At 47.4% G+C, this 25,572-nt stretch carries 39 protein-coding genes; 4 read left to right on the forward strand and 35 right to left on the reverse strand.

Going from position 1 to position 25,572, the window contains the following annotated elements; genetic code table 11:
* Positions 1 to 12: 12 nt before the first annotated feature.
* Genes DW826_RS04390 through DW826_RS04410 form a run of 5 tightly spaced genes read right to left on the reverse strand, consistent with a single transcriptional unit; the run spans position 13 to position 3,161 of the window.
* On the reverse strand, positions 13 to 588 hold the full coding sequence (locus DW826_RS04390) for a hypothetical protein (protein ID WP_117552150.1): 576 nt from the start codon (positions 586 to 588) through the stop codon (positions 13 to 15).
* Positions 585 to 1,262 carry a WbqC family protein gene (locus DW826_RS04395; protein ID WP_117552151.1) on the reverse strand — a complete coding sequence of 226 codons (678 nt, stop codon included), beginning with the start codon at positions 1,260 to 1,262 and terminating at the stop codon, positions 585 to 587. The genes DW826_RS04390 and DW826_RS04395 overlap by 4 nt, the downstream gene beginning before the upstream one ends.
* The gene (locus tag DW826_RS04400; RefSeq protein WP_117552152.1) at positions 1,259 to 1,924 is read right to left on the reverse strand and encodes a PIG-L deacetylase family protein; all 666 of its coding nucleotides are present in this window, start codon (positions 1,922 to 1,924) and stop codon (positions 1,259 to 1,261) included. The genes DW826_RS04395 and DW826_RS04400 overlap by 4 nt, the downstream gene beginning before the upstream one ends.
* Positions 1,921 to 2,547, reverse strand: a complete 627-nt coding sequence (locus DW826_RS04405; protein ID WP_117552153.1) for a NeuD/PglB/VioB family sugar acetyltransferase — start codon at positions 2,545 to 2,547, stop codon at positions 1,921 to 1,923. Before DW826_RS04405 ends, DW826_RS04400 begins: the two co-directional genes overlap by 4 nt.
* The gene (locus DW826_RS04410) at positions 2,544 to 3,161 is read right to left on the reverse strand and encodes a hypothetical protein (protein ID WP_117552154.1); all 618 of its coding nucleotides are present in this window, start codon (positions 3,159 to 3,161) and stop codon (positions 2,544 to 2,546) included. Before DW826_RS04410 ends, DW826_RS04405 begins: the two co-directional genes overlap by 4 nt.
* A 77-nt stretch (positions 3,162 to 3,238) precedes the next feature.
* Between DW826_RS04410 and DW826_RS04415 the strand changes: the two genes are divergently transcribed.
* On the forward strand, positions 3,239 to 3,892 hold the full coding sequence (locus tag DW826_RS04415; RefSeq protein ID WP_117552155.1) for a hypothetical protein: 654 nt from the start codon (positions 3,239 to 3,241) through the stop codon (positions 3,890 to 3,892).
* A gap of 311 nt (positions 3,893 to 4,203) precedes the next feature.
* Here DW826_RS04415 and DW826_RS04420 read toward each other — a convergent pair whose 3' ends face one another.
* From DW826_RS04420 to DW826_RS04495, 18 genes are all read right to left on the reverse strand, one after another.
* Positions 4,204 to 4,761, reverse strand: a complete 558-nt coding sequence (locus tag DW826_RS04420; RefSeq protein ID WP_117552156.1) for a MerR family transcriptional regulator — start codon at positions 4,759 to 4,761, stop codon at positions 4,204 to 4,206.
* Between the two features lie 88 nt (positions 4,762 to 4,849).
* Complete coding sequence (locus DW826_RS04425; protein WP_242994040.1) at positions 4,850 to 5,029, reverse strand: hypothetical protein; 180 nt, start codon at positions 5,027 to 5,029, stop codon at positions 4,850 to 4,852.
* Positions 5,030 to 5,049: 20 nt separating this feature from the next.
* Positions 5,050 to 5,385, reverse strand: coding sequence for a hypothetical protein (locus DW826_RS04430; RefSeq protein WP_117552158.1), 336 nt, complete (start codon positions 5,383 to 5,385; stop codon positions 5,050 to 5,052).
* A complete protein-coding gene (locus DW826_RS18185) occupies positions 5,385 to 5,549 on the reverse strand; it encodes a hypothetical protein (RefSeq protein ID WP_173885566.1) in 165 nt (54 codons plus the stop codon). The genes DW826_RS04430 and DW826_RS18185 overlap by 1 nt, the downstream gene beginning before the upstream one ends.
* A 72-nt stretch (positions 5,550 to 5,621) precedes the next feature.
* Positions 5,622 to 6,209: a hypothetical protein gene (locus DW826_RS04435; RefSeq protein WP_117552159.1), complete on the reverse strand. Its 588-nt coding sequence runs from the start codon at positions 6,207 to 6,209 to the stop codon at positions 5,622 to 5,624.
* 1 nt (position 6,210) lies between these two features.
* Positions 6,211 to 7,206 (reverse strand): DUF1351 domain-containing protein, encoded by a 996-nt coding sequence (locus tag DW826_RS04440; RefSeq protein ID WP_181967990.1) that lies wholly within the window; start codon positions 7,204 to 7,206, stop codon positions 6,211 to 6,213.
* Positions 7,207 to 7,211: 5 nt separating this feature from the next.
* Positions 7,212 to 7,643 carry a RusA family crossover junction endodeoxyribonuclease gene (locus DW826_RS04445; RefSeq protein ID WP_117552161.1) on the reverse strand — a complete coding sequence of 144 codons (432 nt, stop codon included), beginning with the start codon at positions 7,641 to 7,643 and terminating at the stop codon, positions 7,212 to 7,214.
* The gene (locus DW826_RS18190) at positions 7,636 to 7,812 is read right to left on the reverse strand and encodes a hypothetical protein (protein WP_161171588.1); all 177 of its coding nucleotides are present in this window, start codon (positions 7,810 to 7,812) and stop codon (positions 7,636 to 7,638) included. The genes DW826_RS04445 and DW826_RS18190 overlap by 8 nt, the downstream gene beginning before the upstream one ends.
* Before the next feature lie 2 nt (positions 7,813 to 7,814).
* Positions 7,815 to 8,624, reverse strand: a complete 810-nt coding sequence (locus DW826_RS04450) for an ATP-binding protein (protein WP_181967991.1) — start codon at positions 8,622 to 8,624, stop codon at positions 7,815 to 7,817.
* A 1-nt stretch (position 8,625) separates the two neighbouring features.
* Positions 8,626 to 9,408 (reverse strand): hypothetical protein, encoded by a 783-nt coding sequence (locus DW826_RS04455; RefSeq protein WP_117552163.1) that lies wholly within the window; start codon positions 9,406 to 9,408, stop codon positions 8,626 to 8,628.
* A 13-nt stretch (positions 9,409 to 9,421) separates the two neighbouring features.
* A complete protein-coding gene (locus DW826_RS04460) occupies positions 9,422 to 10,219 on the reverse strand; it encodes a PD-(D/E)XK nuclease-like domain-containing protein (RefSeq protein WP_117552164.1) in 798 nt (265 codons plus the stop codon).
* A gap of 15 nt (positions 10,220 to 10,234) precedes the next feature.
* Positions 10,235 to 11,143 (reverse strand): recombinase RecT, encoded by a 909-nt coding sequence (locus DW826_RS04465; protein WP_181967992.1) that lies wholly within the window; start codon positions 11,141 to 11,143, stop codon positions 10,235 to 10,237.
* 13 nt (positions 11,144 to 11,156) lie between these two features.
* Positions 11,157 to 11,309: a hypothetical protein gene (locus DW826_RS04470; protein WP_242994041.1), complete on the reverse strand. Its 153-nt coding sequence runs from the start codon at positions 11,307 to 11,309 to the stop codon at positions 11,157 to 11,159.
* A gap of 52 nt (positions 11,310 to 11,361) precedes the next feature.
* Complete coding sequence (locus DW826_RS04475; protein ID WP_117552167.1) at positions 11,362 to 11,622, reverse strand: hypothetical protein; 261 nt, start codon at positions 11,620 to 11,622, stop codon at positions 11,362 to 11,364.
* Positions 11,623 to 11,840: 218 nt separating this feature from the next.
* Positions 11,841 to 12,428 carry a cell wall hydrolase gene (locus DW826_RS04480; RefSeq protein ID WP_242994042.1) on the reverse strand — a complete coding sequence of 196 codons (588 nt, stop codon included), beginning with the start codon at positions 12,426 to 12,428 and terminating at the stop codon, positions 11,841 to 11,843.
* The gene (locus DW826_RS04485; protein WP_117552169.1) at positions 12,394 to 12,576 is read right to left on the reverse strand and encodes a hypothetical protein; all 183 of its coding nucleotides are present in this window, start codon (positions 12,574 to 12,576) and stop codon (positions 12,394 to 12,396) included. Before DW826_RS04485 ends, DW826_RS04480 begins: the two co-directional genes overlap by 35 nt.
* A complete protein-coding gene (locus tag DW826_RS04490; RefSeq protein ID WP_117552170.1) occupies positions 12,577 to 13,068 on the reverse strand; it encodes a helix-turn-helix transcriptional regulator in 492 nt (163 codons plus the stop codon).
* Between the two features lie 32 nt (positions 13,069 to 13,100).
* Positions 13,101 to 13,307: a helix-turn-helix transcriptional regulator gene (locus DW826_RS04495; protein ID WP_117552171.1), complete on the reverse strand. Its 207-nt coding sequence runs from the start codon at positions 13,305 to 13,307 to the stop codon at positions 13,101 to 13,103.
* A gap of 220 nt (positions 13,308 to 13,527) precedes the next feature.
* Between DW826_RS04495 and DW826_RS04500 the strand changes: the two genes are divergently transcribed.
* Genes DW826_RS04500 through DW826_RS04510 form a run of 3 tightly spaced genes read left to right on the forward strand, consistent with a single transcriptional unit; the run spans position 13,528 to position 16,208 of the window.
* Positions 13,528 to 13,902, forward strand: a complete 375-nt coding sequence (locus DW826_RS04500) for a helix-turn-helix transcriptional regulator (RefSeq protein WP_117552172.1) — start codon at positions 13,528 to 13,530, stop codon at positions 13,900 to 13,902.
* Between the two features lie 27 nt (positions 13,903 to 13,929).
* Positions 13,930 to 14,454, forward strand: coding sequence for a hypothetical protein (locus DW826_RS04505; RefSeq protein ID WP_117552173.1), 525 nt, complete (start codon positions 13,930 to 13,932; stop codon positions 14,452 to 14,454).
* Positions 14,455 to 14,492: 38 nt separating this feature from the next.
* Entirely contained in the window at positions 14,493 to 16,208 is a 1,716-nt protein-coding gene (locus tag DW826_RS04510) for a recombinase family protein (protein ID WP_117552174.1), read from the forward strand.
* A gap of 44 nt (positions 16,209 to 16,252) precedes the next feature.
* Here DW826_RS04510 and DW826_RS04515 read toward each other — a convergent pair whose 3' ends face one another.
* From DW826_RS04515 to DW826_RS04565, 12 genes are all read right to left on the reverse strand, one after another.
* On the reverse strand, positions 16,253 to 16,669 hold the full coding sequence (locus DW826_RS04515; protein WP_117552175.1) for a hypothetical protein: 417 nt from the start codon (positions 16,667 to 16,669) through the stop codon (positions 16,253 to 16,255).
* Positions 16,670 to 17,003: 334 nt separating this feature from the next.
* Positions 17,004 to 18,410, reverse strand: coding sequence for an ATP-binding protein (locus tag DW826_RS04520; RefSeq protein ID WP_117469820.1), 1,407 nt, complete (start codon positions 18,408 to 18,410; stop codon positions 17,004 to 17,006).
* Between the two features lie 90 nt (positions 18,411 to 18,500).
* Positions 18,501 to 18,944, reverse strand: a complete 444-nt coding sequence (locus DW826_RS04525; RefSeq protein ID WP_015554808.1) for a SpoVA/SpoVAEb family sporulation membrane protein — start codon at positions 18,942 to 18,944, stop codon at positions 18,501 to 18,503.
* A gap of 149 nt (positions 18,945 to 19,093) precedes the next feature.
* A complete protein-coding gene (locus DW826_RS04530; RefSeq protein ID WP_117552176.1) occupies positions 19,094 to 19,516 on the reverse strand; it encodes a stage V sporulation protein AB in 423 nt (140 codons plus the stop codon).
* Entirely contained in the window at positions 19,506 to 20,138 is a 633-nt protein-coding gene (locus DW826_RS04535) for a stage V sporulation protein AA (protein WP_117552177.1), read from the reverse strand. The genes DW826_RS04530 and DW826_RS04535 overlap by 11 nt, the downstream gene beginning before the upstream one ends.
* Positions 20,135 to 20,359: a hypothetical protein gene (locus DW826_RS04540; protein WP_117552178.1), complete on the reverse strand. Its 225-nt coding sequence runs from the start codon at positions 20,357 to 20,359 to the stop codon at positions 20,135 to 20,137. The genes DW826_RS04535 and DW826_RS04540 overlap by 4 nt, the downstream gene beginning before the upstream one ends.
* A 104-nt stretch (positions 20,360 to 20,463) precedes the next feature.
* Positions 20,464 to 21,183, reverse strand: a complete 720-nt coding sequence (locus tag DW826_RS04545) for a SigB/SigF/SigG family RNA polymerase sigma factor (protein ID WP_117469822.1) — start codon at positions 21,181 to 21,183, stop codon at positions 20,464 to 20,466.
* Between the two features lie 4 nt (positions 21,184 to 21,187).
* The gene (spoIIAB, locus tag DW826_RS04550; RefSeq protein ID WP_345941790.1) at positions 21,188 to 21,700 is read right to left on the reverse strand and encodes an anti-sigma F factor; all 513 of its coding nucleotides are present in this window, start codon (positions 21,698 to 21,700) and stop codon (positions 21,188 to 21,190) included.
* Between the two features lie 2 nt (positions 21,701 to 21,702).
* On the reverse strand, positions 21,703 to 22,044 hold the full coding sequence (locus DW826_RS04555) for an anti-sigma factor antagonist (RefSeq protein ID WP_117469823.1): 342 nt from the start codon (positions 22,042 to 22,044) through the stop codon (positions 21,703 to 21,705).
* 259 nt (positions 22,045 to 22,303) lie between these two features.
* Positions 22,304 to 23,608 carry a tetratricopeptide repeat protein gene (locus DW826_RS04560; protein ID WP_117469824.1) on the reverse strand — a complete coding sequence of 435 codons (1,305 nt, stop codon included), beginning with the start codon at positions 23,606 to 23,608 and terminating at the stop codon, positions 22,304 to 22,306.
* A gap of 3 nt (positions 23,609 to 23,611) precedes the next feature.
* The gene (locus tag DW826_RS18195) at positions 23,612 to 23,755 is read right to left on the reverse strand and encodes a hypothetical protein (protein ID WP_015554816.1); all 144 of its coding nucleotides are present in this window, start codon (positions 23,753 to 23,755) and stop codon (positions 23,612 to 23,614) included.
* A gap of 141 nt (positions 23,756 to 23,896) precedes the next feature.
* The gene (locus DW826_RS04565; RefSeq protein ID WP_117552179.1) at positions 23,897 to 25,252 is read right to left on the reverse strand and encodes a folylpolyglutamate synthase/dihydrofolate synthase family protein; all 1,356 of its coding nucleotides are present in this window, start codon (positions 25,250 to 25,252) and stop codon (positions 23,897 to 23,899) included.
* Between the last annotated feature and the right edge of the window lie 320 nt (positions 25,253 to 25,572).

Consider the following 25,572-nt stretch of genomic DNA (forward strand, 5'->3'; position numbering starts at 1 on the left):
TAGCCACAAGTGTTACAAAAAAGCTTGACCACAACACTTCGGCTTGAGGATGATTCTGTTCTTGAGCAGTTCCTGTAATACTGCATCCGTATCGCAACAGTATCCAATCTTCTCATCGAACCTTGCCTTGTAGACTTTCTTATTGAACCATCTCAATCCTCCGGATGTTCCTGCAAAGGTAAACTCCTGTGCATAGTTCCACGGTGCGATAGACGCATCCACTGCTCCGTATCCTATGTCGAGGTCTACCATCAACTGTGCAATCCTTTCCAGTTCCGATGTGATAACCTCCGGGTCCGTAATCTTCTCATTGAAGTCGAGCCTGTATATGAGGTCGTTCATATCATCATCTATCATTGCGATTACATCTTCCTCTGAATTATCTACAATCCAGTTCACAACCTTGACGATGTTGTTTATCTCCTCATCCGGTACTGCAATCAGATTTTCTTTCGGGATGACCTTGAGGTATTCATCCTCCTCAGACTTTCTGACAACCACTTTGTAGTATTCCAGTAACTTATGAGTGGTAATCGTGGCTGCTCTCTTGTAACTCGGTATGTAGATACCAAACTTCCTTTTGTTCATAGCCACACCTCCGGTATTCTAAATCCTGCATTGAAGATATAATCAATGACGCTCATGTTCGGCAGGAACGGTTTGTATTTTCTCTGATACACAACTGGTTGATAATCAGAATAGACGAGGTTGATGCCGTTCTTCCGGTATCTTTCCTCGTCATGGTACGCTTTCGCTCCTGTTCCGCTGTAATATGTGTCAGCCTTTGCAATCTTGCACATCTGTAATATCCTGTCATCCTTATGGCCTGTAATTCCAAGTTCCGATGCCATGATGACTTCGGTCTTAATTCCAAATCTCCTCAGAATGTAGTATATGAGGTTGCTATTCAGTTCCACGAGCCGCAGGTCCTCTCTCGACAGAGCCTCAATCCTGTCGATTATCTCCATGCCCTCTGAGAAGTGATTCGCCCTTGCGTACGCTTCCTTTATGGTTCTGCATATCTTTGGCAGATTTCTCATCGGGTCTGATATGGAAATGTCGCACAGTCTCGAATCGTGATGAGCGTTGACCGGAACCGTAATCTTCTGCTCCCCTGCTTTGGTCTGTATCCAGTTCCAGTTGTGCATCCCTTTTTTGGAATAGCACACATCATCAGACAGAACCAAGACATCGCTCTTGAAAGCCTTGTAGAAAACTCCCATATACGGCAAAAAGTTCGGCTGATGTGATGTAAGTATCATTCAGCCACCTCCCTTATCAGCATAAATGCCTCCGCATACTTCTTTCCTACCGTGACTCCCCTGTGCTGTGCAAGTGCCTTGATTCCTTCAATGGACCTTGCCGCAGGATACTCTCTCAACTGAGACTTGTATCCCTCCATTGCCATGAGTTTGAAGTTTATCTGCTTCGTGATGTCCTCATAGACGTTCGGGATAAATGCGTTCTGCGTATTCGGAATATTCCAGTCTGTCTCAGACAGGACTTCATACGCAAGGATTCTTTTCACATTGTTACTTCCATTCGGTCTCAGTGCCACCATTGCAGCATCTGCTACAATCTGATGGTCTCGGTGCATATCTCCTCGATGTGGAATGAAAACTTCATCCGGTCGTACCACATCGACCACATCTGCCAAGATTTCATTCAGCCTGTATTGAGGAATGGTGTCGAGCCTTGCTGTCGGCAGTGCAATTCTGATGAAATGACCTACGCCCACATTACTGTGAGCAATCTGCATTTCCTTAAATTCCTGCTCAATGAACTTTCGGGAATACATCGGTCTCTTTCCCTCTGATACGATGCAGACCCATACATCGTCTCCTGCCTCTGCCCTTTTTGCAATTACGCCTCCACATCCAAGGATTTCATCATCCGGGTGTGGTGCGATAACCAATACTGTCATCTGTCTGTCCTCCTTTTGATTATCTTTGCCGGAACACCTACTGCCGTGCAGTACGGCTCGATGTCTCCGAGGACTACCGCCCCTGCTCCGATAACTGAAAATTCTCCAAGTCTCTGCTGACCTATGCAGCAAGCCATACTGCCGAGGTAGGCACCATCTTCCACGACTACATCCCCATTCATCACGGTCGCTGTCGCTATCCGGGTGTGGTTCTTAATCGTGCAGTGATGCTCAATCAAAGATTTGGAGTTTACCATGTTGTTGTCTCCTATGACGGTTCCGATATTGATAACCGCCATCTTCCCAATGAAATTGCCTGTGCCTATCTTTACCGAGTCGGAAATAAGTGCTGTCTTGTCGATGATGTTGATAGTCTCAAGTCCTAATCTCTTGACAGCCTCGAACTGCCTCTTCCTTGGTTCTGTATCTCCTATTGAGATAAAATAGGCATAGTCTCTAAAATTAAAAACCTCCTCGATTGTGGCTGCTAAAATAGGTTTTCCCATGTGGTATCCCTTTTTATATTCATCCACAAAACCGATGAGGTCGTATTCTTCCTTTGCCATAGAGTCATATACCGACTCCGCATATTCCCCGGCACCAACGAATATTACTTTCTTCATTCTTTGGCACCGTCCTTAGCCTGCAAATCTTCTCCGGAGCGGATTTGGTCTTTAATCTTGTCATACCATATCGCCCTCGCATTTATCTTTCTCTTCGAGATTGCAACCTTTGCTCCCTCGATGCCGAGTTTTCTGATGAGGTCGTTATAGTCCAGTTCATTCTTGCAGACAATCATCACATAATCGTATTTCTCGTAATGGATGAGTTCCATCTCCGGTATGCTTCGCTCCTCCATCTCTTTCTTAGTTGCTTTCTCAAGTCCAAGGTCAACGGTAAGGTCTGCTGTCCAGTCTGCCAGTAAGTCCATATCCCAATCTCCGGAATGAGTATTGTCCTTAATGTTGATTGCTCGGAGTTCTGTCTCTGAATATCCAATAAGACGCTTACACAGGATAATCGTGTCCGGGTCCATCTCCTTGATGACACTCAGTCTCATATTCCCACCGATGATATTGTTATTCTCATCTATGATGAATGAGCCGAAGTCTCCGAAAGTCTCGATGCTGTTTCGGAGTTCATCTTTCTTCTTTTTGGTAATCTTCCTCGGATTTCCAAAGCCTGTCTTAACATCTCCCGCTCTCATTTCAACGGTTTCAATTCTTTTCTCTGCCATAATGTCATATCCTTTCTGTAAAAATGCTGAATTTCGTGATACAATGATGACATCCGTTCTTGAGAGGAGGTGTCATCATGTATAACGGAGACGAAAAGTTAATCAGTGACGGCGTGTATCTGCCGTACACGATGCTCAACTTTTGGCAATGGTCTCTCTCGAATATCCAGTTCGGAATGACAAGAGGAACATTTGCCGATTTCATTGTGAGATGCTCGCTTGACAGTGGCGGTATCATTACACGCCCCGACATCGGTACAGGTTTTGAACCTTACGACCTTGAAGGACCTGTAATACCGTCCATCGGAAGAGTATCTCGTATCGAGGTCAAATCATCTGCATATCTCAACTCTGAGACCTGCAAGTATTCGGAGAGAGCATCTTTCAGCATCGCTCCTGCAAGAGTTCCTGTTGATGGCGATTACAAAAAAGACTCGCCTCAGCAGCGGAACAACGACCTCTATGTTTTCTGCCTCTACACCGCAACAGACAATCGAAGAAACATTCTTGACCTGTCTTGGTGGGAGTTTTTCGTTCTGCCTACATACCGGATTGAAGAAAACGAGAGTCTGTGCAAGCAGAAAACCATTTCCATAAAGCGTGTCAAGGAACTATGTCCTACGCTTTCATTCGATATGCTGTGCAATGCAATCGTGGAGTCGTGCAACTCCATTCCTGCAAATAGTCAAATAGGTTCTCCCCCCCCCCCCCGAACATCCGTTCAGTTTTGAGGTGTAGGCTCGAGCCGCTTTTCTCTCTTGAGATGGCGGCTTTTTGCATAAAAATAGACTGCCTCCGGGAATTGAGACAGTCTTGCTCGCTAACGCCAAATACAGAAATATCCCGAACGATTTCTCGCCGGGATACTCATGTCGTCTTTGGGAAGAAGAACTACATGGCTCTGCATTTGGATGACATTATGGGGTCTGTTGGCTACTACCATACTATCATTGGAATATTCCAATTTCAACCTTACATTTTTCTTACATTCCAATTCAGTATGTATTGTGCGTTTCGTATAGCCGCAGGGAGCGTTTATTTCCTACATTCCGAGCAAATATACCGCCAATATCTTACAGGCTATTCCTATGTCTCTGTAAACGATTTTCTCACTGATGTTTTCCATCTCAGCAATTTCTTTTACATCATGTGCCTCGTCATCAATATACATTGCGTGCAGTTCTCTGTATCTTCTCTTCGCCTCCTCACTTGAGGAATTGTCAGCCTCTTTCTTATACAGTGCCATAGCCTTGTCGATAGACTGTATCTCGAATGAGTCTCTTTTTCTTTTGTTCTCAACAGACCTTATCCTGTTGTCTGCTTTCTCAACAACATCAAGTCCGCTTCCCATCAAATCTCTCACAAACGCCCATCTCAGTTCAATCTTCTCATCCTCTGTGAACTCTTCGGTCTCTGCCAGTGATGCTTTCACCCTGCGGTAGGATTGGAGTTTCTTCTTTGTGATGCGAACATTCTCATTATCTTTACGCTTCTGAGTTTTCTGTTCTTCGGAACGATATGCCTCAACCGCTCTATCGGCTGCAATGGCTGCTAAGTCGTTGAGTTGTTCCTGTGTTAATGAATATCTTGCCTCTTTCATCAGCCGCCTCCTTGACTTTCTATGCCTTATAGCATATAATTTTTCTTACCAGTATTGAGTCGCTAAGTGAGGCGGCTCTTTTTCTTTGTCATCTTCTATGGTTTCTCGCATTCGGGCAAGTAGCAAAGTGAGAAACATATCCAAATCCAGTTGCTTCATCTGCATTGATGCCAGTGACGCAGGCGACTACATCGCCGCCCAGTGTCACAATTCTTTCCTTGCCATGAGGGTCAGTCTTATAATTGACAATCTTCTCATTCACAGGCATGGACTTTCCCGACTTCATCTTTATAAATCGGATTTTGGCTCCGCAACTCCTGCATCTTCCTTCGTTTCCGTACATCCTTCCGCCTTTCTGCTCGCATCCGCTGCGGCTGCACATACCGCCATAGCATCTTCGAGTCTGATTGCAAGCATAATATTCGTCTGCACATCTCTGATGGAGAATGTGCCAGTCTCTACGCTTGCAGATACATTTGCCTTTGTCTGTGACTGCTTGAATGGATAGCCAGTTTTCTGTCTCTTCTGTGTGAACTTGGTTCTCACGCAATCAGTTCTTAACTGAACACCATCAAGTGGACCATTCTTCGGATTGTCATTCTGATAAATCTTATTCTCTTCCATTACTTTCTCCCTCCGAAACGCTTTTTCTTAGTAGGGTTCATCCTGCGTGATGCAGGATGTCCTTTCTCTCTCCAAATCTTGTCAAAGAAGTAATGAAACATATCTGTTGTTCCGCTTCTCTTATAACTCTGATTTCTTGCTACTTCTCTTGCTAACTTTCTCATCGTGTCGTCTCCTTATCTTTGCTCGCTGATAATTCAGCCATGCCTTAATCAATTTTACAGTTACCCTTAACATCAATACTCCTCCGGGTCATAGTATCCATAGTCATCCCCAAATTCGTCTGACATATCTTCCTCGTCCTGTGGACCGTCCTCCGGACTTCCATCGGACTCATCATCTTCCGGCTCATTCATAGGGAGTGCAGGGATTTTTCTTCCCTCGAGAACTTCGCCCTCAACAACTTCCGCATCGGTCGCAGGCTCCTGTGCGTTCTGAACCTCCATGTCAAAGATGCTCATTTGGTCTCTTCCAGTAATAGGTCTGAGTACATACTCGCCTTTTTCATTATCCCAAATCATCTCCATGCCATCGCAGTTCATATCGCCTTTCTGCTCATTCTTGATTTGCAGAACCGAGCCAACCTTATGCTGAAACTTCGGCGTATGTACAATTCTCATATCTCCCTCGATGTTCGGGTCTCTGTTCTGAACTGTCTCCTCTGTGAATGACACATCAATCGTGATTGTCATTTTTCCCTCGAGACTGCCCTTTTCCGCCATGTTGGCAAGCAGTTTCTGTAATACTTGGTCTGCATCCGTTCTTAACTTCTTGAATGTGTCATCCTCGAAATGCAGTGTCGTTTCCTCAATGAAACTTCCCATACTATTTTTCCACCTTTCCAAATTGAATATTGTTCTTTATCATAAACTCCTTTACAGACAGTATCTGAGCCTTTGTTCCTCTAATCGTGAACGATGCCTTATAAATCTTGGTGTCAGTATCCTTGTCTGCAAACGGGTCTACAACCTGTGCATCCTTTGACTGTTCCGGTACGCTTTCCGGCTGTCTTGGTACATTTTCCGCAGGAATTGATACGCTTTCTGTGACCTTTGGTACGCTTTCTGCCTGCTCCTGCACATTTTCCAGTTCGGTTGGAGGATTGGTAGCCTCTGCCGCTTTGGCTGCTTCCTGCTCTCTCCTGCGTTCCTCAGCCTCTTCTCGAGCCGCTTTCTCTTCCTCTGCCTTGCGGTCAATTTCTTTCATTCTGCCGACCTCACTGAGAACCGATGTCATATTTCTATCCTTGCGGAAGTAATAGTCCTTAGCGTACGCTCTGTACTTCTCTTCAATCATGGTTTCGATTGCTCTGAGGTCTGTATCTGTTCTGCTGATTTCCTTGAAAATCTCTTCCTTGCAAGACTTGAGTGATGCGGTCTTATTGAGCCACTTCGGATTGAAAATCATGTCAAAGGTCAGAGCATCCTCCAATTCTCCGATGTTCTCCTTGAAATATGAAATCAACTCCTGCTTCTTATCTTCTTTGACCTTTTCCTCGTATGCCAACAACTGCTCGTCAATCATCGCTATCGGCTCATCTATCATAGCCACAACTTCCTTGACCTCAGCCTCGAATGCTTCATACGGAGCCATCAATGCTTTCTTGACCTGTATTCTTCTGTCGGAAATATCCTTTCTCATGGCATTGAGGGTTGCCCTGTCTTTCTTGGCATCCTGCATCTGCTCCTCCGTGTAGGTCAAGCCAGTGTACTGCTTCGTGATTTCCGCAACAGCATTCATAATCTGCTCTTTGTTCCAACCGATTTTTTGAAGGAATTTTCCCTCATCCGGCTGACTGATTACCAGTGATAATTCTTCCATAAATGTCATCCTTTCTGTATTTGTTTTATGACGACCTCAACTCTCGGCTGCTCTGAGTAAAACTTTCTCACTTGAGCATCTACCACCGCTGAGTCATCGTGATATGCCACCAAGTTTAGGCTGTCGCAAATTATCTTCCCAATATTGTCGAAGTCCGGTTTCTTGGTTGGGCGAATATCCTGTGCCAACATTGCAGCCTTTTTCTTCTTGCTTGCCGATTTCGGAACTTCATAAAATGCAAATATCCTTACATCGAGCATTGCATCATCGGGAAACATATAGCCATGTGCCGTCTGAGAATAATACAGTTTCACGAGATTTTCGTACTCGACCGTTTCTTTCGGCGTATATGCTGTGCTAAACTTCCCTCGGTTTACCACTCTCGGTCGCTGCTTGCCGAATGGCTTGCCGGGAATGGTAAATCTTATCTCATTCATCGCTTCCATCCTCTCTGTACACCTTGAGGAAGTAGTCGATAGTCTTTCCGGTCTCGGTTTTCTTTCTCTTGCCCGGACCAACTGTATAGCCGTTCTCGTGGAGAATTGCTGTTACTGTTTTTCTATCCTCGAGTTTGGCAATACTGATTTCTGCAATCATTTTCAGCATCTTCATCCCTCCAATATCTGTTTGGTTGCTGCATATCGAGATGCCGCCTCCCTTTTTCTCCAAGAGAGACCGCTTACCTTGACCGGATAGCACATCTCGAATATCCTGTCATAAATTCTGTTGTATCGAATATCCTCACAGTTCTTCATCTGCTCCATCGTGAGGTTCGTTGTCAGTATGATTGGCTTGTTGCTTCGGTATCGGCTGTCTATGATGTCGTACACCCTTTCAAGGGAGTAGTCAGTTCCTCTTTCTGCCCCGAGGTCATCTATAATGAGCAACTTGGACTGGTTCATTTTCTCAATCTTGCCGTTGTCATCATCGAATGTTCCGACCTCCTTGAGTATCTTGATGAACGATGTCATTACAACTGATGTCCTGCGGTCGAGCAGTTCATTTGCAATCACTGCCGCAGCATAACTCTTTCCGGTTCCCACCGGACCCCACAGCAGCAATCCTTGATTATCCTCATACATCTTTTCAAAGTTCACGATGTAATTCCGAACTATTTTGAGGAGTCTTGCGTTATCGTCTGTCTCTGTGAACGACTCCAATCTCGCCTGTGACAGTTTGTCATCCATAAGGCTGAGTTTTCTCAATCCCTCTACGACCCTCATTTCTTCCTGTCGCTTCTGTTCCCTGTCGTAGGCATCCCGCTCTTTCTTCTCGCAGGAACACATGATATGTACTTTCATATCCCGAGTTCCTTCCGAACCGTCCATAAGCGGGAACGGTAAAATCTTCTGTGTCGGCTCTCCGCATACAGAACAATGCAGGAGACCGTCTTTTCCTATATTCTCTTGTCTTTCCATGTTATTCCTCCCAGTCTGCATACGGATTGTCGTCATTGTTTCCAGTTGTAGTTACGGTCGGCGTGCCTGTTTTGATAAAATCAGCAAACGGTGTGGTGTCTGATAAAAAGGTCTTTGGATGCTTAATGAATTTCTGCTCCGTTCTCTCATTCAGAACTTTGGTCCTATAATTCTGTGCTGCTTCCAACATTTCAGCAGGAGACCAACCATCTTTTATCCTTGTCTTGTATTTCTTGTAGGCATCGCCTTTTCCAATTTTACGAGGATACACGCTCCACCACTCCTCGAAATCTTTCGTATATCCCTCAGCCTTGCTTTTAGTTTCCGGCTGTTGAGGAATTGTAGGTTCCGATGTGCTGATAGCAGGCTCCTCCTTTTTTACAGGCGGTGCTTTCTGCTGAGGTGCTAATTTCTTAGCGGCTCTCTCTCTGCGTTTTCGCTCCTTATCCTTTTCTCTTGCTGTCATAGCCTTATACCACTGTTCCTGCCATTCTCCCCAATCGTGGAGATACAGGTCTGTGTCAAGGTCTATCCAACCTGTCGTAATGAGTGCATCAACCGCCTTGAGCGGGTCGATTTCCTCATTCAGTCCAACATAAAGAACCTTTGCGATGTCTGCTCTTGTCGCTCCGATTATCTTGCCTTCACTGTCCGCATTGTTAATGCCCCACAGCCACAGCGTAACCAACATTCCAAGAGCCTCATTTTGACTGCAATTCAACTCTTTGGCGAGAGTTCTCAGTTTTCCACCTACCACCTGTTCGTGAACGCTTATCCACGCCATTGATAGATACCTCCTAAATTCCGGATGTAAGGTCGATAATGGAAATCGGTGCTTTCAGAACCCTGTTGTGCCTGCAACAGTCACACAATTCGCATTTGTCCGGCTCCCTGTCTCCATTCTTAACCATCAACACTCTGTTGATATTTGCAGATACTACGCTCAGAGCCTCATCGAGATAGTTCTGAGTAATCTGAATGATACGGATGTCCGGTTCATTCTCCTTTGTTACCGCAGCGATAAAGAACGGCAGTTTCTTTCCAGTATTGAGTTCAACAATCTTCTGATAGATTGCTCCTTGGATGTCGTATCCCCAATACCTTACAAAATCGAGGTATCCGATATCCTTGACCCATTTCAAATCCGTAATGGATGCCATCACTTTCAAATCCACAATGGCAACTCCCGGAATGTATGAGTCCATCTTGATTTTCCAGTCGCAACCAAACAGATTACCTGTCATAATTCGCTGCTTCTCTCCCGAGAGATACTTCATAAAATACTCGTCTCTCTCAATGCGGGCGATGATTTCCTCTGCTTTCTTATACGGTGCTTTCAGTTCGCCTTTCTGAGTGAAAATTTCCGGATTTCTTTTCTTGAAGTAATCCAGTGTTCCCTCGATGTATGAGTCCACATAACTTCCGACCAACAACGCTGTCGATGGCTCCGGCTTCCACCTCTCCTCTAACTTTTCCATTGCTTCAAACTCACACGCCATCTTCCCATAGGTGCCGTTGAAGTCCTTGAACTGGCTTACGGACATATACGCCTTGTTGGCTTCCATTCCGTAATAATTCTCTGCTGTCAACTCCATAATGTCTCCTTTCTGCTACTGAGTGATGTCGAGTTCTTCCGGCTCGTCATCCTGTTCGCCGCTCTTATCTTCAATCTGAGCGAATGGGTCCTCAGCCTCGATAACATCCGGCTGATTGTCTCCATATTCCTCATTGCCATCCTCATCAAATGTCTTTTGGTCATCTGCAATCGCTCTCTGCATCTCAACAGACAGGATGCCCCACTTGCTGAGAAGCAACTTAATCACAGTTTTCTTTGCCATCGCATCGAAGTCCGTAGACCACTTACTGCTTGTCTTGTTGTCATTCAAATCATATCTGTACGACTGTGAATACTTCTTTGCGTGATTCGTTACCTCACTCTTGCTCATATACAGTTCTTTGGTAAAACCGGATACAAGGCGGAACCATGCGTAATAACCGACAATCTTATCAGTCTCTCCATTCTCTCGCTGATGCGTCTGTGAGAAATCAGTCACAAACTCACACTCTCCTGTAATCGGGTTATACGAGCGAAGTTCGTCCTCGTAAACCTCCGAGCAATTCATCTTCTCGTACTGTCCAGTTCTGATTGCCAACTGGACAAAGCCTTTGTACATCATTTGGAACTGTGCAAGGTCCTTTTTAACCCACTGACCTGTTTCTTTATCCTTGAAACTCTTCTTATACGGAACCAATGCTGCAAATCCGAGATTGCTGTCGATTGGCAAGTCAAACGATGCTGCCACAAACGATGCTGCCATGATACTGTTTGCATCACACTGTTTTAACTGTGGCGATGCTGACACCACATTTACAATGGATGCCATGAACTGCGGTGCTTTCTTTCCAAGAACATCTGTAAATCTTTTCTTGACAGTATCCTCATTCAACAGTAACTTTACCTGCTGAACCGGACCAACCTGTCTCTTTGGCTGTTCTGCCAACTGCGTGTTTTCTGCCATCTTCTTACCTCCTTTATGACGCTGCCACGGAATAGCTTTCTCCGAACAGGTCGAATAATTCATTTGCTGTCATATCTTCTATGCACTCTTTGCATATCCCACCGTTCCCGGTGTCGTAATACTCATCGCCCTCGTAAATTCCCTCTCCGCATTCCTTGCATCTCATAAGCGGTACAGGTTCCGGAGCGTTAGGGCATCTCGGGTGGCACGGAAACTGTCTACACAAGCTGCACATTCGCAACCGCCTCCTTTTTCTTTACAAGTTCCATCGTCCTTTTGTTTATCCAACTTCTGAAACAAGCGTTTTTCAATTCATCCGGTAGCAAAAGCAAGATATATTCAGCGGGTGCGTCTATCAGTTCCATTTTTCTGAAACAATGCCTAACAACATTGTCAGCAACCTCATCCGGCATACCTGTCTGCCTTTGGAACTCGTCTACGATTTCTACCATCTTCTCTGCGATTTCTTGGTCTGACATCTTCGCCCTCCTCTCTGAATACTCCGAGTACATCTCTCACGATATTTGGTATGAGATATACCGCCATCAGAATTACCGGAAGAATAAAGAACTCGCCTCCGACTTGAAATGAGCCTCTCTGTCGATAGCAATATTCCATTGCTTTTCTTGTGAGGACGAGTCCTAAGACTATCCAAAACCAATTTCTGATGATATATCTTCTAATCTTTCTCATCGTCTCACTCCTTTTCTGTGTAAAAATAATGGTCTTGATGTTTGAACAGGAATTTCAGATTATCCTCATGCCATGTGGAGGAACTCTTGCTTTCAAAGTACAATGCACCTTTGCTTTCATCCCATCCCTGCATAACCATCTCGAGAGCCTCCCAACAATCATTGTTCGGAATGGTCTGTTCAAATTTTCCCTCAAGTACCGGACTAAACTGTCCATCATCGTAAATCACATCTTCTACGGTGTCCGGAAACTCATTGTCGCCCCATGCTCTATTCAGAACCACGAGCATTACAAGTGCTTTTCCCTCCGTATCTTGGTTTCCTGCCTCAGCCATTGCTATTTTTGCGAGCAGATAACTGTCGTAAGCATCGACTGTATCGTATGTGTATGTGATTATTCTTTCTTCCTGCACGGTCGCTTTCGATGTCTCCTGCGGTATTGATACAGGCTGCTGTGTCTGGGTTGCTGACGCTTCAATGCTCGAATTGTCTTTCCCGAAACTTGTGACGCCCACTGCGAGATATATTGCTGCTCCTATAACGGCTCCCATTCTCGCTTTACGCCGCAGGGAATTTATTTGCTTTCTTGTCATCATCTGCTCCTCCTTTCAGCGGCTGAGTAAACATTCCAATGTCTATTCCTGTGGATGCGTTCACTGCCGCCTCAAACTCTTCATCATTCATAATTCCAAATTCCTCTCTGAGGAAAGTTCTCAATTCAGCAGCACCCACTTTAACCACCTATCCTTTCAGAACCTTTTCTCCTGCGAGTTTCAACTCACTGATTGCTACCGACATCTCATCAAGTTTGCTGATAATTTTCTCGAGCGTAGGTTTTTCATCCTCTGAAATAACACCATCCGCTGCTATATCTACCAAATCTTTCTCAATGTTCTTAATCTCATTGGAGTCGAACTCTCGAATAAGTCTTAATGCAATGCCCTCTATCCCGCTCACTGATGTTGCCAGTGGAATATGCTTCCCGATAGGACATTCATATTTGCAATATCCAGTTCTTAACTCCGGGCAGTTATACAAATCTGCCATCAAGACAACTTTATCGACCGGAACAAACTTCGTTATTCCCAATTCGTAATCTGCTAAGGTCGATGGGGATATTCCGAGCATCTCTGCTGCTCCCTCACGGCTTGATAGCCTTTCGTTATACATTGCTGCCTGTTTCCTTGCACGAAAGTACACATTTTGGTTCTCTTTCGTACCGCCATTCCCCATGTTGTACTGCCTCCTTTCGGCTTATAATAATCTTAATTTAGCGAGCAGGCTGTTTCTGCGATATTGAGTACATCGCTGATTGCTTTTATCGCCGGTTCGGAAAATGCTCTTCCGTTCACGATAGCCGATGTGTACTCCCTTGTGAGTCCAACTTTTGATGCCAACTCAGCAACGGTCATATCCAGTTCAATCAATCTGATTTTTGCCTGCTTGCACCACGGCGATAACACTCTTGCCATTCGATTTGCCCTCCTTCCTATCACGCTTTGTAATTTACATTTCGATAGTCGTGTGGTAAAATCGAATTGTATATTGCCATTTCTTAATGAATTGCGTGATGTAATTGCTTTACTGAATGTATTAGTGTTTTGTAATTTACGACTACATTTTAATTGGAACTTTCCAAAAAGTCAATAGATTTTATTGGAATTTTCAAATTATTTTTTGGAGGTGTCCTAAATGACGATTGTAGACAGACTCGTTGCTCTTATGGACGAGCGTAACTTAAAACCCGCTCAAATCACGAGAGAACTCGGTATCTCCGGGTCATCTTTCACTGACTGGAAAAAGGGTAAAGGCAGTCCTTCCCTTGATGTCGTTGTGAAATTTGCAGATTACTTCAATGTATCTCTCGATTACATTGTGCGTGGTGTGGATTTCAAAGACCCGAATGTGGATAACTCATTGGAAATTTCCAATGCTCGTGAACAAAAGTGCTTAAAGAAGTTCAGAAAACTGACTCCCGACCTACAAGACCGCCTGCTCATCTATGCGGATGGCATGATTGCCGCCATGCCCGATGATGAGTGCGGAGAAAAAAGATTGTCAGTATAAAAGACTATATCGAAAGAAGGAATGCTCATGGTATTCAACGGAAGCGAACATTTCATAGCAAACGGAGAAGAAATCTCCGTGACGATGAGTGATTTTTGGAAGTGGTCTTATCCGGATTTCCTTGATAACAGCCGCCGGAACACTCTTTCAAAATTTATCGTGGCTTCGTCCATAGGACAGTCCGGACATTTTCTGCCGGACGGCTCTGCTCAGTGGACTCCATACGATATGCTTACAGGCGATGGGTATAGATTACAAATCGAGGCTGCATCTTATTTGCAATCGCAGGATGAGGAACATCCCGATTTCATATCCTATCCGATAAGTGGGATGCCGGACGCTTATGTGTTCAGCCTTTACAAAGCTACTTCCCCATCCCAAAATCCTCTAAATCTTGACCTGTGGGATTTTTTCGTAATCTCCCGCAAGGCTCTAACCAAGGATAACTCATCAAGAAAAACTATCACGCTGCCAAGATTGCAGGAACTCGGCGTTTGGCAGAGCGATTACTTCGGCATATCCGAAGCAATATTAAAAGCATTGGATGTCTGATACCTCGGACATCCTTTTTAGATTGGAGATGATATTACATGATGCAGGATAGAACTGCTCCTGCCTCTACCAACAGGGTTGCCATCTATATCAGAGTCTCTACGACTCATCAGATTGATAAAGACTCGCTCCCTATGCAGCGACAGGATTTGATTGCGTACGCAAAACTGATGCTTAATACAGACGATTATGTCATATTCGAGGATGCAGGATATTCCGGTAAGAATACTGACAGACCAAAATTTCAAGAAATGATGTCTCAGATACGGCAAGGTGCGTTTTCCCACCTGCTTGTATGGAAGATAGACCGTATCTCCCGAAACCTCCTCGACTTTGCAACGATGTACAAGGAACTCAAGGACCTCGGCGTGGTGTTCGTATCCAAAAACGAACAGTTCGATACTTCTACGGCTATGGGCGAGGCTATGCTTAAAATCATCCTTGTCTTTGCTGAGTTGGAGCGAAACATGACTTCCGAGCGTGTTACTGCAACTATGATTTCTCGAGCGTCAAACGGTCAATGGAACGGCGGCAGGGTTCCGTACGGATACAACTACGACTACGAGACAAAGGATTTTTCAATCAATCCTATCGAGGCTGAGATTGTTCGTCTCATACATGACAAATATGAGGAGATGCGTTCTTTGGTCCGTGAGTCACGCTATCTGAACGAAAAGGGATTGAGGACTCGTGCCGGGAACCTGTGGAACCCTGTGTCGCTGCACATCATACTGCATAACATATTCTACTGCGGAGATTACCGATACAATGTCTTGAAAGAGGGCGATAGGCAAAAGGTCAAGGACGAGTCTGAGTGGATAACCGTTGAGGACCATCACGAGCCAATTATCTCCCGGGAGCAAAAAGAGCGTGTCATAGCAATGTTGGATACAAACAAGCGACTTGACCGTAAGCGTAACACTTATCAGTCAGAAAAGTATGTCCATGTATTCGCAGGACTCCTATACTGCGGAAACTGCGGAAAGCCGATGGGAGCCACGCCTGCGGCAGCGAAAAAAGACTGGCAGTATTCCAAATACACCTGCCCTACCCGCAGAAAACTTGCCTCTGCCTGCAATGGCAAATTCACATCAGACCCTATCGTTGGGGAGTTCGTATTCAACTATGTTCTGAATATGCTGAATGTTCAAAAGAATTTTGCAGACATCCATTCTCCCGAGGAGTTGCAGGCTGCATTGCTGATTGGAAATACATTCTCCTATATCGACCATATAGATGAGGACGGTCTGAACGACCTTTTCAATATGCTTTCTTCCGGGAAAATAAAAGGAACTGTTTTCGGCAAGTCTGCCAAGCTAAAAAAGAAAAAGGTTGTCTCCGAACTATCGAAGCTGCGAAATGAAAAGCAGAAAATCGAGCGAGCCTTAGACCGACTCACAAAACTGTATCTATATGCCGAGGATGCAATGCCGGAGTCGGAATTTATTATTCAAAAATCAAAACTGACTGAGGCTTTGGATGAGGTCAACGAGCAGATAGGATTTTCAAATACGGACGAATGGAACCAATCTGTATCTGACGAAGAATTTGTCCGCAGGGCATCCGAGTTCATCATCGCTCAGAAACTCACGGATAGAAACTATGTGTCTTACAAGCGGCTTGCCACTTCTGTTGATACCGCCGTCATCAAGACATTCGTGCAGGGTATCATCGACAGCATCATCATGGATGCCGGGCAGGTAAAACAAATCATATTCAAAAACGGTCTGTCACACACTTTCATATTCAAATAAAATGAGCCGGGGCAATTACTGCTCCGGCTTTCATTCTGTGTTCATTATGCTGATACCTGTACTCCATTTTCAAAAATTGCTGCCACCCAGTATCCGTATTTCTCGTGACGAGCCTTATTTGAGTCCGTCTTGATAACTGCTGTTCTTTTTCCATTGCTCATCACATATACCGGAGCGTTCTTCTGCTCACTGAATTTCTTTGCAGCTTCGAGATTTGCCATTGCCTCAACCTCGTCAACATCTTCCTTCGGCTCTTCATCTGCCACTTCAACGACCTCGGAACTCATCACTCTGTAATATGTTCCGTACTGGTTCTTTCTCTCTGAGAGGACCGCTTTGTAGGTTTCATCTCCTGCAACTGCTGTTACGATGATGTTCTTTCCATCCTGCTCTGCTGTCTTGATTTCAACTTCCTTACCTACTGCCTTTGCGATTGCCATTACCATTTTATCGTTCATCATATCAATTACCTCCTGTTAGGTGTTTATGTTTTGTTTTATCTTGACTTTACGATAACATGGCCTACCGCCATTGCAAGTGTTTTCCGCATTTTTACAGATTTTTTTCGCCAAACAAAATGCCGACACCCCGCAGAGTATCGGCAATTTAATCATTTCTACCCAAAATGATGTAATTGAAAACTTTGATGACGAAATTGATTACTTCACAAATGTAAGATTTTGTGTCAAATAATCAGCATAGCATCCCCAAAACAAACAAAAAGATGCAGGAATCCGAAGTCCACCTCGAATTTCCGCATCTTTTCCCACGACACACATTCTATAAATTTTTCACTCACATCGCCTGAAGCAGCCCCAAAATCACCGAGTACACCGCCTCATTCTTTTTCACCACAAATGCCAGCTCCTCCTTTGCCTGGTTCAGCCGGTGAAACAGCCGCCTTACACTCCGGTTCCCAGACCGCAGATATCCCGTCTCATCATAAAAATATCTCTCATCCAGCAAAACGACAAGCCGCTCCACATCCTCGCTGCTCCCGGCATTCTCCTCAAAATACCGATATCCCAGCGCCAGATACCCTTTTAAAAGCTTCTCTGCTTCCTCCTCATCATTCCCGTACCCAGCCGAGACATGGGGATACATCCGTCTCCCCTTTCCTCTGGTCAGGCGCATCATATTCTGGATAAAAACAGACAGCTCTGCGTTCGTCCGGATCCGGTTCGTCATCCGGAATGTCTGCACACCCGGCACAGATTTCCACACCATCTCAGCGCTCTCCCCCAGCTCATCCGGCGAGATCACATCCTCGCAGTCCCCGGAAAAGATCACCGGCCGCCGGGTACTGATCCCAGCCAGCAGCTCCCTCGCCCCAGGCTCAAGAAGATGTGCCTCATCCACCAGAACCGCGGAACACTCTTCCAGACCGCACTCCGCCCCAATTTCGGAATCTGGCAGATACTCCACCCGCCGAAGTCTCTCATGAAGCCGCTTCCAGTCCTTCTTGCTCTCCCCGCAGTGGATCATGCAGACCCTCTGCTTCCCGGAAAGCTTCATAGCGATATCGTAGAGCAGCAGCGTCTTTCCCGTCCCCGGAAGTCCCGTAAACCAGTACGCCCCGGTCCGCTCCGCCCGGATTTTCTTTAAGATCTGGCGTTCGATATCCCGCTGCTGGGCAGTCAGGAAATATTCCTTGTTCAGGAATCGCTCCGGCTCTGTGAGAGGCGAGATCAGATACAGTTCCGCCTGAAACAGCTCCTCCACATCGCCCTCATAGTCCTTTCCGCCATCCCTCAGATCCGCGCAGAGCTGTTCCCAGTCCGCGTCCACGATCCGGTCGTGGTTCGTAAGGCGGACAAGCCGGTTCTGGCTGCTGATATATGTATAGGACCGGATCGTCTTTCCCTGCACCGCGAGATAATATCGGTTCTGTATCAACTGTTTCCGCAGTGCCTCATCGGAGACTGCTCCGCTCTTCAGCTCCACATTCACGATCTGGTCCTCCCTGATCTGCAGAAGGTCAAACTCCTTTCCCAGTCTCGGAATCTGAAACGAGTAAAAGAACCAAAGCGCATACACCTCGTCCATATGCGTCTCCAATTCCCTCACAAAGGCCTTCATGCTGTCAAGCTCCCACTCCCGCATCTTCAAAAAGTACCCGCGCCCCGACATCTGTCTCTCCAGCTTCTGGACGCAGGAAATATTCTGATTTCTTGTGAGCGTATAGATCGATACTGATTTCACGTTTTCCTCCGTTTATTCCATGCTGACGCTGTTCATATGCTACACAGCCGCCGCATCTTCTCTCTCCATTATACGTTCCTGCCGGTTCGTTTACAAGTATCTCCAGAAATACTTCACCATCCCCAGCACCCAGCTCGCAAGGATCCCGTAGAGGATCACCGGTCCCGCGATCGTAAAGATCTTGCAGCCGATCCCGAAGACATGGCCCTCCGCCTTGTACTCGATTGCCGGGGACACCACGGAATTCGCAAATCCTGTGATGGGAACCAGGGCTCCGGCTCCACCGAATTTTACGATCTTCTGGTACACATGAAACCCCGTCAGGATCACGCTGAGGCCGATGAGACTCAATGTCGTCCACGCCGCCGCGCTCTCCTTCTCGATCCCGAAGGACATGTAGACGGATGTGAATACCTGTCCCAGCATGCAGATCAGTCCGCCAACGAGAAACGCCCGCCAGAGGTTCTTCCAGGTGTTGTGGACCGGTGTCACCTGCTTCACATATTTTCCGTACTCTTTCTTATCGATCTCCATAAATTCCTCCATGTATACTTTCAAATTGAACGTTCGTGAGACTTGGCGCGTGATTCTGGTCAGCGAAGCTGACAGATTCCTATCAGAATCACTGCGCATCCTCGCGGAGCGTTTATCTCAGTCGGAGATCAGACTCCCACTGAGATAAATCATCCGAATCCCCGCAGAAAATACACTGCCGATCCAAATGCCTTTCCCGCAGCCACCGCCAGGATCACATACTGCAGCCCCACCGCCAGCCCGATCCGGCGGTTCAGGATCGGCAGTGCCTTTAGCGTTTCCGCCAAAGACATCACAAGGCATCCCACGAAAATTCCGACAGCCGTCCCACACACTGCGAGCACAAACTTTCCAGGGAACGGAAACGCCACGCTGTAGAAGTCCGCCAGATTCCCCCATGTTCCCCCGAGGATCAGAAGCGTCTCATAGAGGATCACATGCTCCGCCGTGTGGGTCACGCCGATGAGTCTCGGAAACACGCCGATGATGGCGAGGAAGGCAAAGATTCCGGCAGCGATCACTGCCCCGGCACTGAGGCCTGCAAAGGCCAGAATCCCAAGCTTAAGATACATCGACCCCTGACTCCTTTCTCCCGCCATTTTTGATCAACGTCTTATTTAAGTTCTCCTCGTAGAGCCGCATCTCCACCTCTATGGGCGTAGGGTCCACCGTGATCTTCCAGGAGGCGAAATGATTGAAGAACAATAAAATCCCCAGGGCCAGTCCCACGGAGTAGGACGCCTCCAGGATCGTCGGTCCGTCCGCCCGGGTCCCGATGATCATCTCATAGAGCTTCGCGAACACATCCGTCACGTTGGCGTCGTTGTTGAATGTCATGATGGCAAACGCCGCCCCGAAAAACGCCACTGCGGACACCATGGCCGTCTTCATCCACTCCCATACCAGACTTTTCTTCTTCCCTGCCCGGTATGTGACCACGAAATCCGATTCCCCGAGATTGTCCACCTGGATATTCTGACCGGTCTTCTCGATCTTTTCCACGAGTTCCATGACATTTCCAACAAACGCTGCCTCTTTTCCCTTCCCGGAAAATGAGGTAATTTTCACGGCTTTCGCCTTCGCCTCCGCAGCCCTGTCGCTGCTGTGGACATCGGCGATCATTCCGAGGTACACCTCCGGCTCATAAACTTCCTTCACCTGGGGAAGCTTTAAGTAGATCGTCGTGCTGCTCATGCGCTCCACGGCTTTCTGTCCATATCCCCAATGGTCTTTAAAACCCCTGTGACAGTGCCTCGGCAGACTTCCATTTCCGTCCCCGGCACCATCACGAATGTCCCCGACTGCTCCGCTTTCTTTGCCGGGACCGCCACGAGAAAATACCAGAACACAAACACCAGTACCGTCAGCGCCAGCACCGCAAAAATGATCTCCACATAGTCCTTTAACGGTTTCATAATATTCCACCTTCTCATCCTGTTTATCGCATTGCTTTACGCAAATAGGATGTTCCGAATCAACGGACATTATACATAACCATGGGCAGAATCATTTTCATCTTTTATGAAGTCAGTCTCTCCCTCATCTCCCTCAAGATCTTCTTCTCCAGCCGCGACACCTGCACCTGGGAGATTCCAAGCCGCCCTGCGATCACGGTCTGGGTCATATTTTCAAAATACCGCATTTTTATGATCTGCTGTTCCTTCTCCCCGAGACCGGATAAAAGCTCCGCCAGCACGATCCGGTCCAGGACCCTGTCATTCTCCGATGTCTTTTCCGCGATCTTATCCGCCAGGCAGCCTCCGGATTCATCCCCGGCATCGAAGGGCTCGTAGATGGATCCGACTCTCGCCCCAGCTTCCATGGATGCCGCAACCTCCTCACGGCTGGCTCCCACCGACCTTGCAAGCTCCTCCACTGTCGGCTCCCGCCCGAGGTCCGCTTCCAGCTTTTCTCTCGCCGCCCCGACTTTTCCCGCCAGTTCCTTTAGTGGCCTGCTGACCTTGATCATCCCGTCATCCCGGAGAAATCTCCTGATCTCCCCGGTGATCATGGGAACGGCATAGGTGGAAAACCGGACGCCCAATTCTGTGTCGAAATGGTCGATGGCCTTTATAAGACCGATGTTCCCGATCTGGAACAGGTCATCCGGTTCCGGTCCTCTCCCGATAAATCTCCGGACGATACTCCAGACAAGGCCCGCGTTCTCCATGACGAGGCGGTCCCTCGCCTCTTTATCCCCTGCGTGTGAACGTTTTAAGAGTTCCGCAGTGTCCGCCATCCCGTCACCTGCCGATCTTCTTTTTCATGGTGACGGAGGTTCCCTTTCCCGGTGCGGAGACCACCTCCACCCGGTCCATGAAGGCCTCCATGAAGGAGAATCCCATGCCGGACCTCCCGTCCTCCGGACATGTGGTGAACATGGGTTCCATGGCCTGCTCCACGTCGCGGATCCCGACGCCCTCATCCCGCACCGTCACAGAAAGCAGCTGTTCCTTTTCCCATGCCGTCGCCGAAAGATAGATCTTTCCTTCCTGTCCCCGGTATCCGTGGATCACCGCGTTCGTCACTGCCTCCGACACGGCGGTCTTGATATCGTCCAGTTCCTCCAGCGTCGGGTCCAGACGGCTCGCGAAAACGGCTGCCACGACTCTCGCGAACTCCTCGTTCTCTGACCGGCTCTCCATAATAAGTTCCATAGTCTCACACTCCGGCATTCCTACATTTTTCCCGTTCTCTCCAGTCTGCTCTGCCTGTACTTTCTGCGTTTCCTGTACGGTCTGTCCTGTCTCTTCCATCCCTATACCTCCCTGCTGTAGATTGCTTCTTCTTTTGACTCATACTGATGCATCAGCCCCAGAATTCCCGCAACCTTTAAAACCCGCATCACCTGCGGGCAGGCACCGTAAAAACCGGTATGGCCTGCTTTCATCTGCTTGTAGCGGTTTAAGAGGACGCCGATGCCGGAGCTGTCCATGAACCGGGTACGCGTAAAATCGAAAATGATTCTGGAGACATAATTTTCCGCCATCAGAAGGTCCGTCTCATATCTCAGATTCCGGCAGTTGTGATGGTCGAACTCCTTCGGCAGGTGAATGATGAGTGTGGGGCCTTTTGCCTCGTATACGAATGAATCTTCCATAAATTTTTCCTCCCATTTCAAAATTTTGCAGCCAAATTCAGCCCACAGCCTGTATCCCAATGCGAGGCTGATTTTCACAAATTTTTCTTACCTCAAAACAGCTTTCTAAATCCATTCTCCTGTAGTTTTCTAGTCTGAAACAACAAAAAAGAGACCTCACAGTATTTTCTTCTGTAAAGTCTCTTTTAAGTTTTTTTGAAGTAAGTTTTATCAACGAACCTCTATACACTCTCTGTGAAACAGAAACCAGAATTGCTCCTTAGTATCCTCTCTCTTCCTTCGCCTTCTCCGCAAACTCCGAATCCGCAAAGTTCATGATGACCTGTCCGAACATCTGGTTCGCGTTGTCGGTATCGCCCTTTGCCTTGTATACCATTCCCATGTTGTAGATGACTTCCGGGTTCTTATCGTTGAATTCCATATATCTCTCATAATAGCGGAGCGCTGAGTCGTAGTCCCCGACAGAGTTTGACTGGGCTGCTGCCGCCATAAGGACTGTCGGGGCGTTGGCATCCATGTCCGCCTTGATTTCATTTAAGATCGCCACAGAGCTGTCATCCGTGATCTTCGACTGATCCATATCCACATAAGTCAGAACCGCCGTGTTCGTATCCCCTTTGCGGTACGCGTCCAGGATCTTTGCGAGCGCCGCGTACTGGTTCACCGTGCTTCCGGAATCGCCCTTTAAGTCATTTAACTGGCCTTCCGCGTCCTCCTTCTGCTTCTGGTAATCCTCAACCTGGAGCTTCAACTTGTCCGTCTCCTGGTTCGCGATATTTAACTTATCCGTGTAGGACTGCATCTCCTGATTATGTTCATAGTTTAACGTTCGCTCCCTCGCCGGCATGATGAGGAACACGACCATGACCGCACCCAGGACAAGACCAATACCGATGTTGATGATGGACTGCCAGCCCGTGTTCTCCTTGTAGGTCGGAGGCAGAATAACGTCATCGTCCTGCATCTCCCTGTGGGAAAACGCGTTCTTCATCTTCCGTTTCTCGACCTCCGCCTTGCCGGTCCGGCTCTTTACGTATTCCATGTACCGGGTGGCTTTCTCGTTATTGTTATCGATCTGAAGTACCTTGAACAGGGATTTTCCGGCTTTCGTGTAGTCCCCGTGCTCCATGTAGAGAAGCGCCAGAAGCAGATGCGCTTTCACGAAATTCGGCTTCTCGTCGACAATCCTCTTAAGCTGCAGGACCGCCAGATCATCACTGTCATTCTGGGCATAGAATAATGCCTGATTGAACTTCTTTACCATCTGGCTTGCGATCTCAAGCTGTCCCGGCTTTCTCTGGACCTCATCGAGGTAATAGTCTGCCCGGTTTCCGTCCGGCTGGAGATTGATGCTGATGACCCACTGGATCAGCGCATCTGACGTCTCACCCATCTCGTAAAAGATCAGTCCAAGAAGGTTTCTGGCATCTGTGTGGTATTTATTAAACTGCAGGGCGCGTTTTAAGAATCTCGCCGCCCCGGAAAGGTTTCTCTCCTTTGCCATTTCCAGACCGCGGTTGTAGTAGCTGTTGGCCGCGTACTGGATCTTCTGCATCTCATCCATATATTACTTTTCCTTTTTGATATCCTTCATGATGTCCATCATAATATCTGCCATATCTGTGAGATCGCTTTTTACGATGGCGTCGCTGACCGCCTCCACCTCAAGACTCGGCTTGAAGCGCTCGATCTCTTCCTCAAAGTTGATCATTTTTCTTCCTCCTTTGGTGTCCCGGCAGCAGCATACTGTCACCGGAACTCACCGCATGTCAATCTGCACCTGAAAATGCTCTGTTGATCAGTTCTGCGGTTCCCTGTTCTGCTTTATTTGCCGCATACCGGAACGGTCCGGTTAACTTGTGCTTTTGCTGATCTGTTCCTTTACTTCCCCCGCAAGATACAGTGACCCCGCGATAAGCGAAAGATCCCGTTCCCCATGCAGGCCAAGCAATTCCTTCACGGCATGTTTCACATCCCGGCTCACCCGGTACTCCGTCTCTTCTCCATATTCCGCCCGCAACTTTTCTGCCGCCGCTTCCAAATCCTCCACGGAGAGGGTCCGGTGTGACTCCATTTTCGATAAGATCCACAGATCCGGTTTCAGCCGCTCTGCAATCTCACGCAGCATCCGTTGATGATCCTTGTCCGCGGAGACCGCAAACAGGATCCGCACATGATCCGGCTTCCGAAGTTCCTTTAATCTGCAGGCCGCGTCGAGAAATGCCCGGATCCCATCCGCATTGTGGGCCCCGTCGAGGTAGACACCAGTGCTGATCTCCTCCATTCTTGCAGGCCATTTTGCCTTTTTTACTCCCTCTGCCGCCTGTCCAGGCGCCACCGGAAGTCCGGAAACCTCCAATGCCCGGATCGCCAGAGCTGCGTTCATGAGCTGGTAGGGAGCTGCAAATGGGATCTCAAACAAAATCTCTTCACCACGATAGGAAAAGCTCATTTCCTGATGTCCTGCCACGCCCGGATCCGGAGATTTTACGAGACAAGGCCGGATCCCGCGACAGACTTCATCCGGCGTCACTGGAAATCCTTCAGATTTCATCTCCTTTGCTTTCGCAAAGATCACCGCCGCTGCTTCCGATGAACTGTCATCATACACCACAGGACGCCGGGACTTTATGATCCCCGCTTTATGTGCCGCGATCTCCGGGATCGTGGATCCTAAAAACGCTGTATGATCGATGCTGATGGACGTGATGACGGAGACAAGCGGATTTTCCACAACATTCGTCACATCGTAAGTTCCGCCCATTCCTGTCTCTAACACGAGCACCCTCACACCCGCGTTCCGGAATATGCAGAGTCCCATGTAAAATAAAAATTCAAAATAGGTGGGATGGGGCTCTCCTCTCCTTTCCCATATCCTGCAGGCATGCTGTACCTCCAGGAATGCCCTGATAAATTCCGGCTCCGGGACCATCTCCCCATTTATAAGGAACCGCTCCCGGATATCCACAAGATGGGGGGACAAGAATGACCCACAGGGAATTTTTGCTTCCCGGATCATGGAAGTAAGGAATGCGCAGACGGAACCTTTTCCGTTGGTTCCCGCCACATGGATCACTTGAAATTTCCGGTCCGGTTCTCCAAGAATACCAAGAAATTCCCGTACTTTTAAAAGACTGCTCTTTTTTCTCGCATATCCCGGGATCGCCTCGATCTGATCCCAGACTTCCTGCATCGTTATGTACTCCAAGAAATCGCCTCCTGTTGTGACCTGCAATCGGAACGCTGTCTGGCGTTATTCTCGGTACAGAAAATATATGCCGTAAACGGCAGCGTTTCTTTCACTTATGATACCTGTTTATGGTATTTTTTGCAACCAGAACATGTCGGAAAGATTCGACAGGATTGCTGTATCCTACGGTATTTTGTGAACGAAAAAATGCTGTATGATACAGTGGCGGCAGCAGTCTGCTCCTCCCATAAAATGAACAGCCACAGGCCATAAAACCTGCGGCTGCCCTGACAGCAGGTCATGTTCCACCCGCTGTCCTTTCCTGCTGAAACCATTCA

The organism is Clostridium sp. AM34-11AC (assembly GCF_003435375.1).
Classification (GTDB): Bacteria; Bacillota; Clostridia; order Lachnospirales; family Lachnospiraceae; genus Pilosibacter; species Pilosibacter fragilis.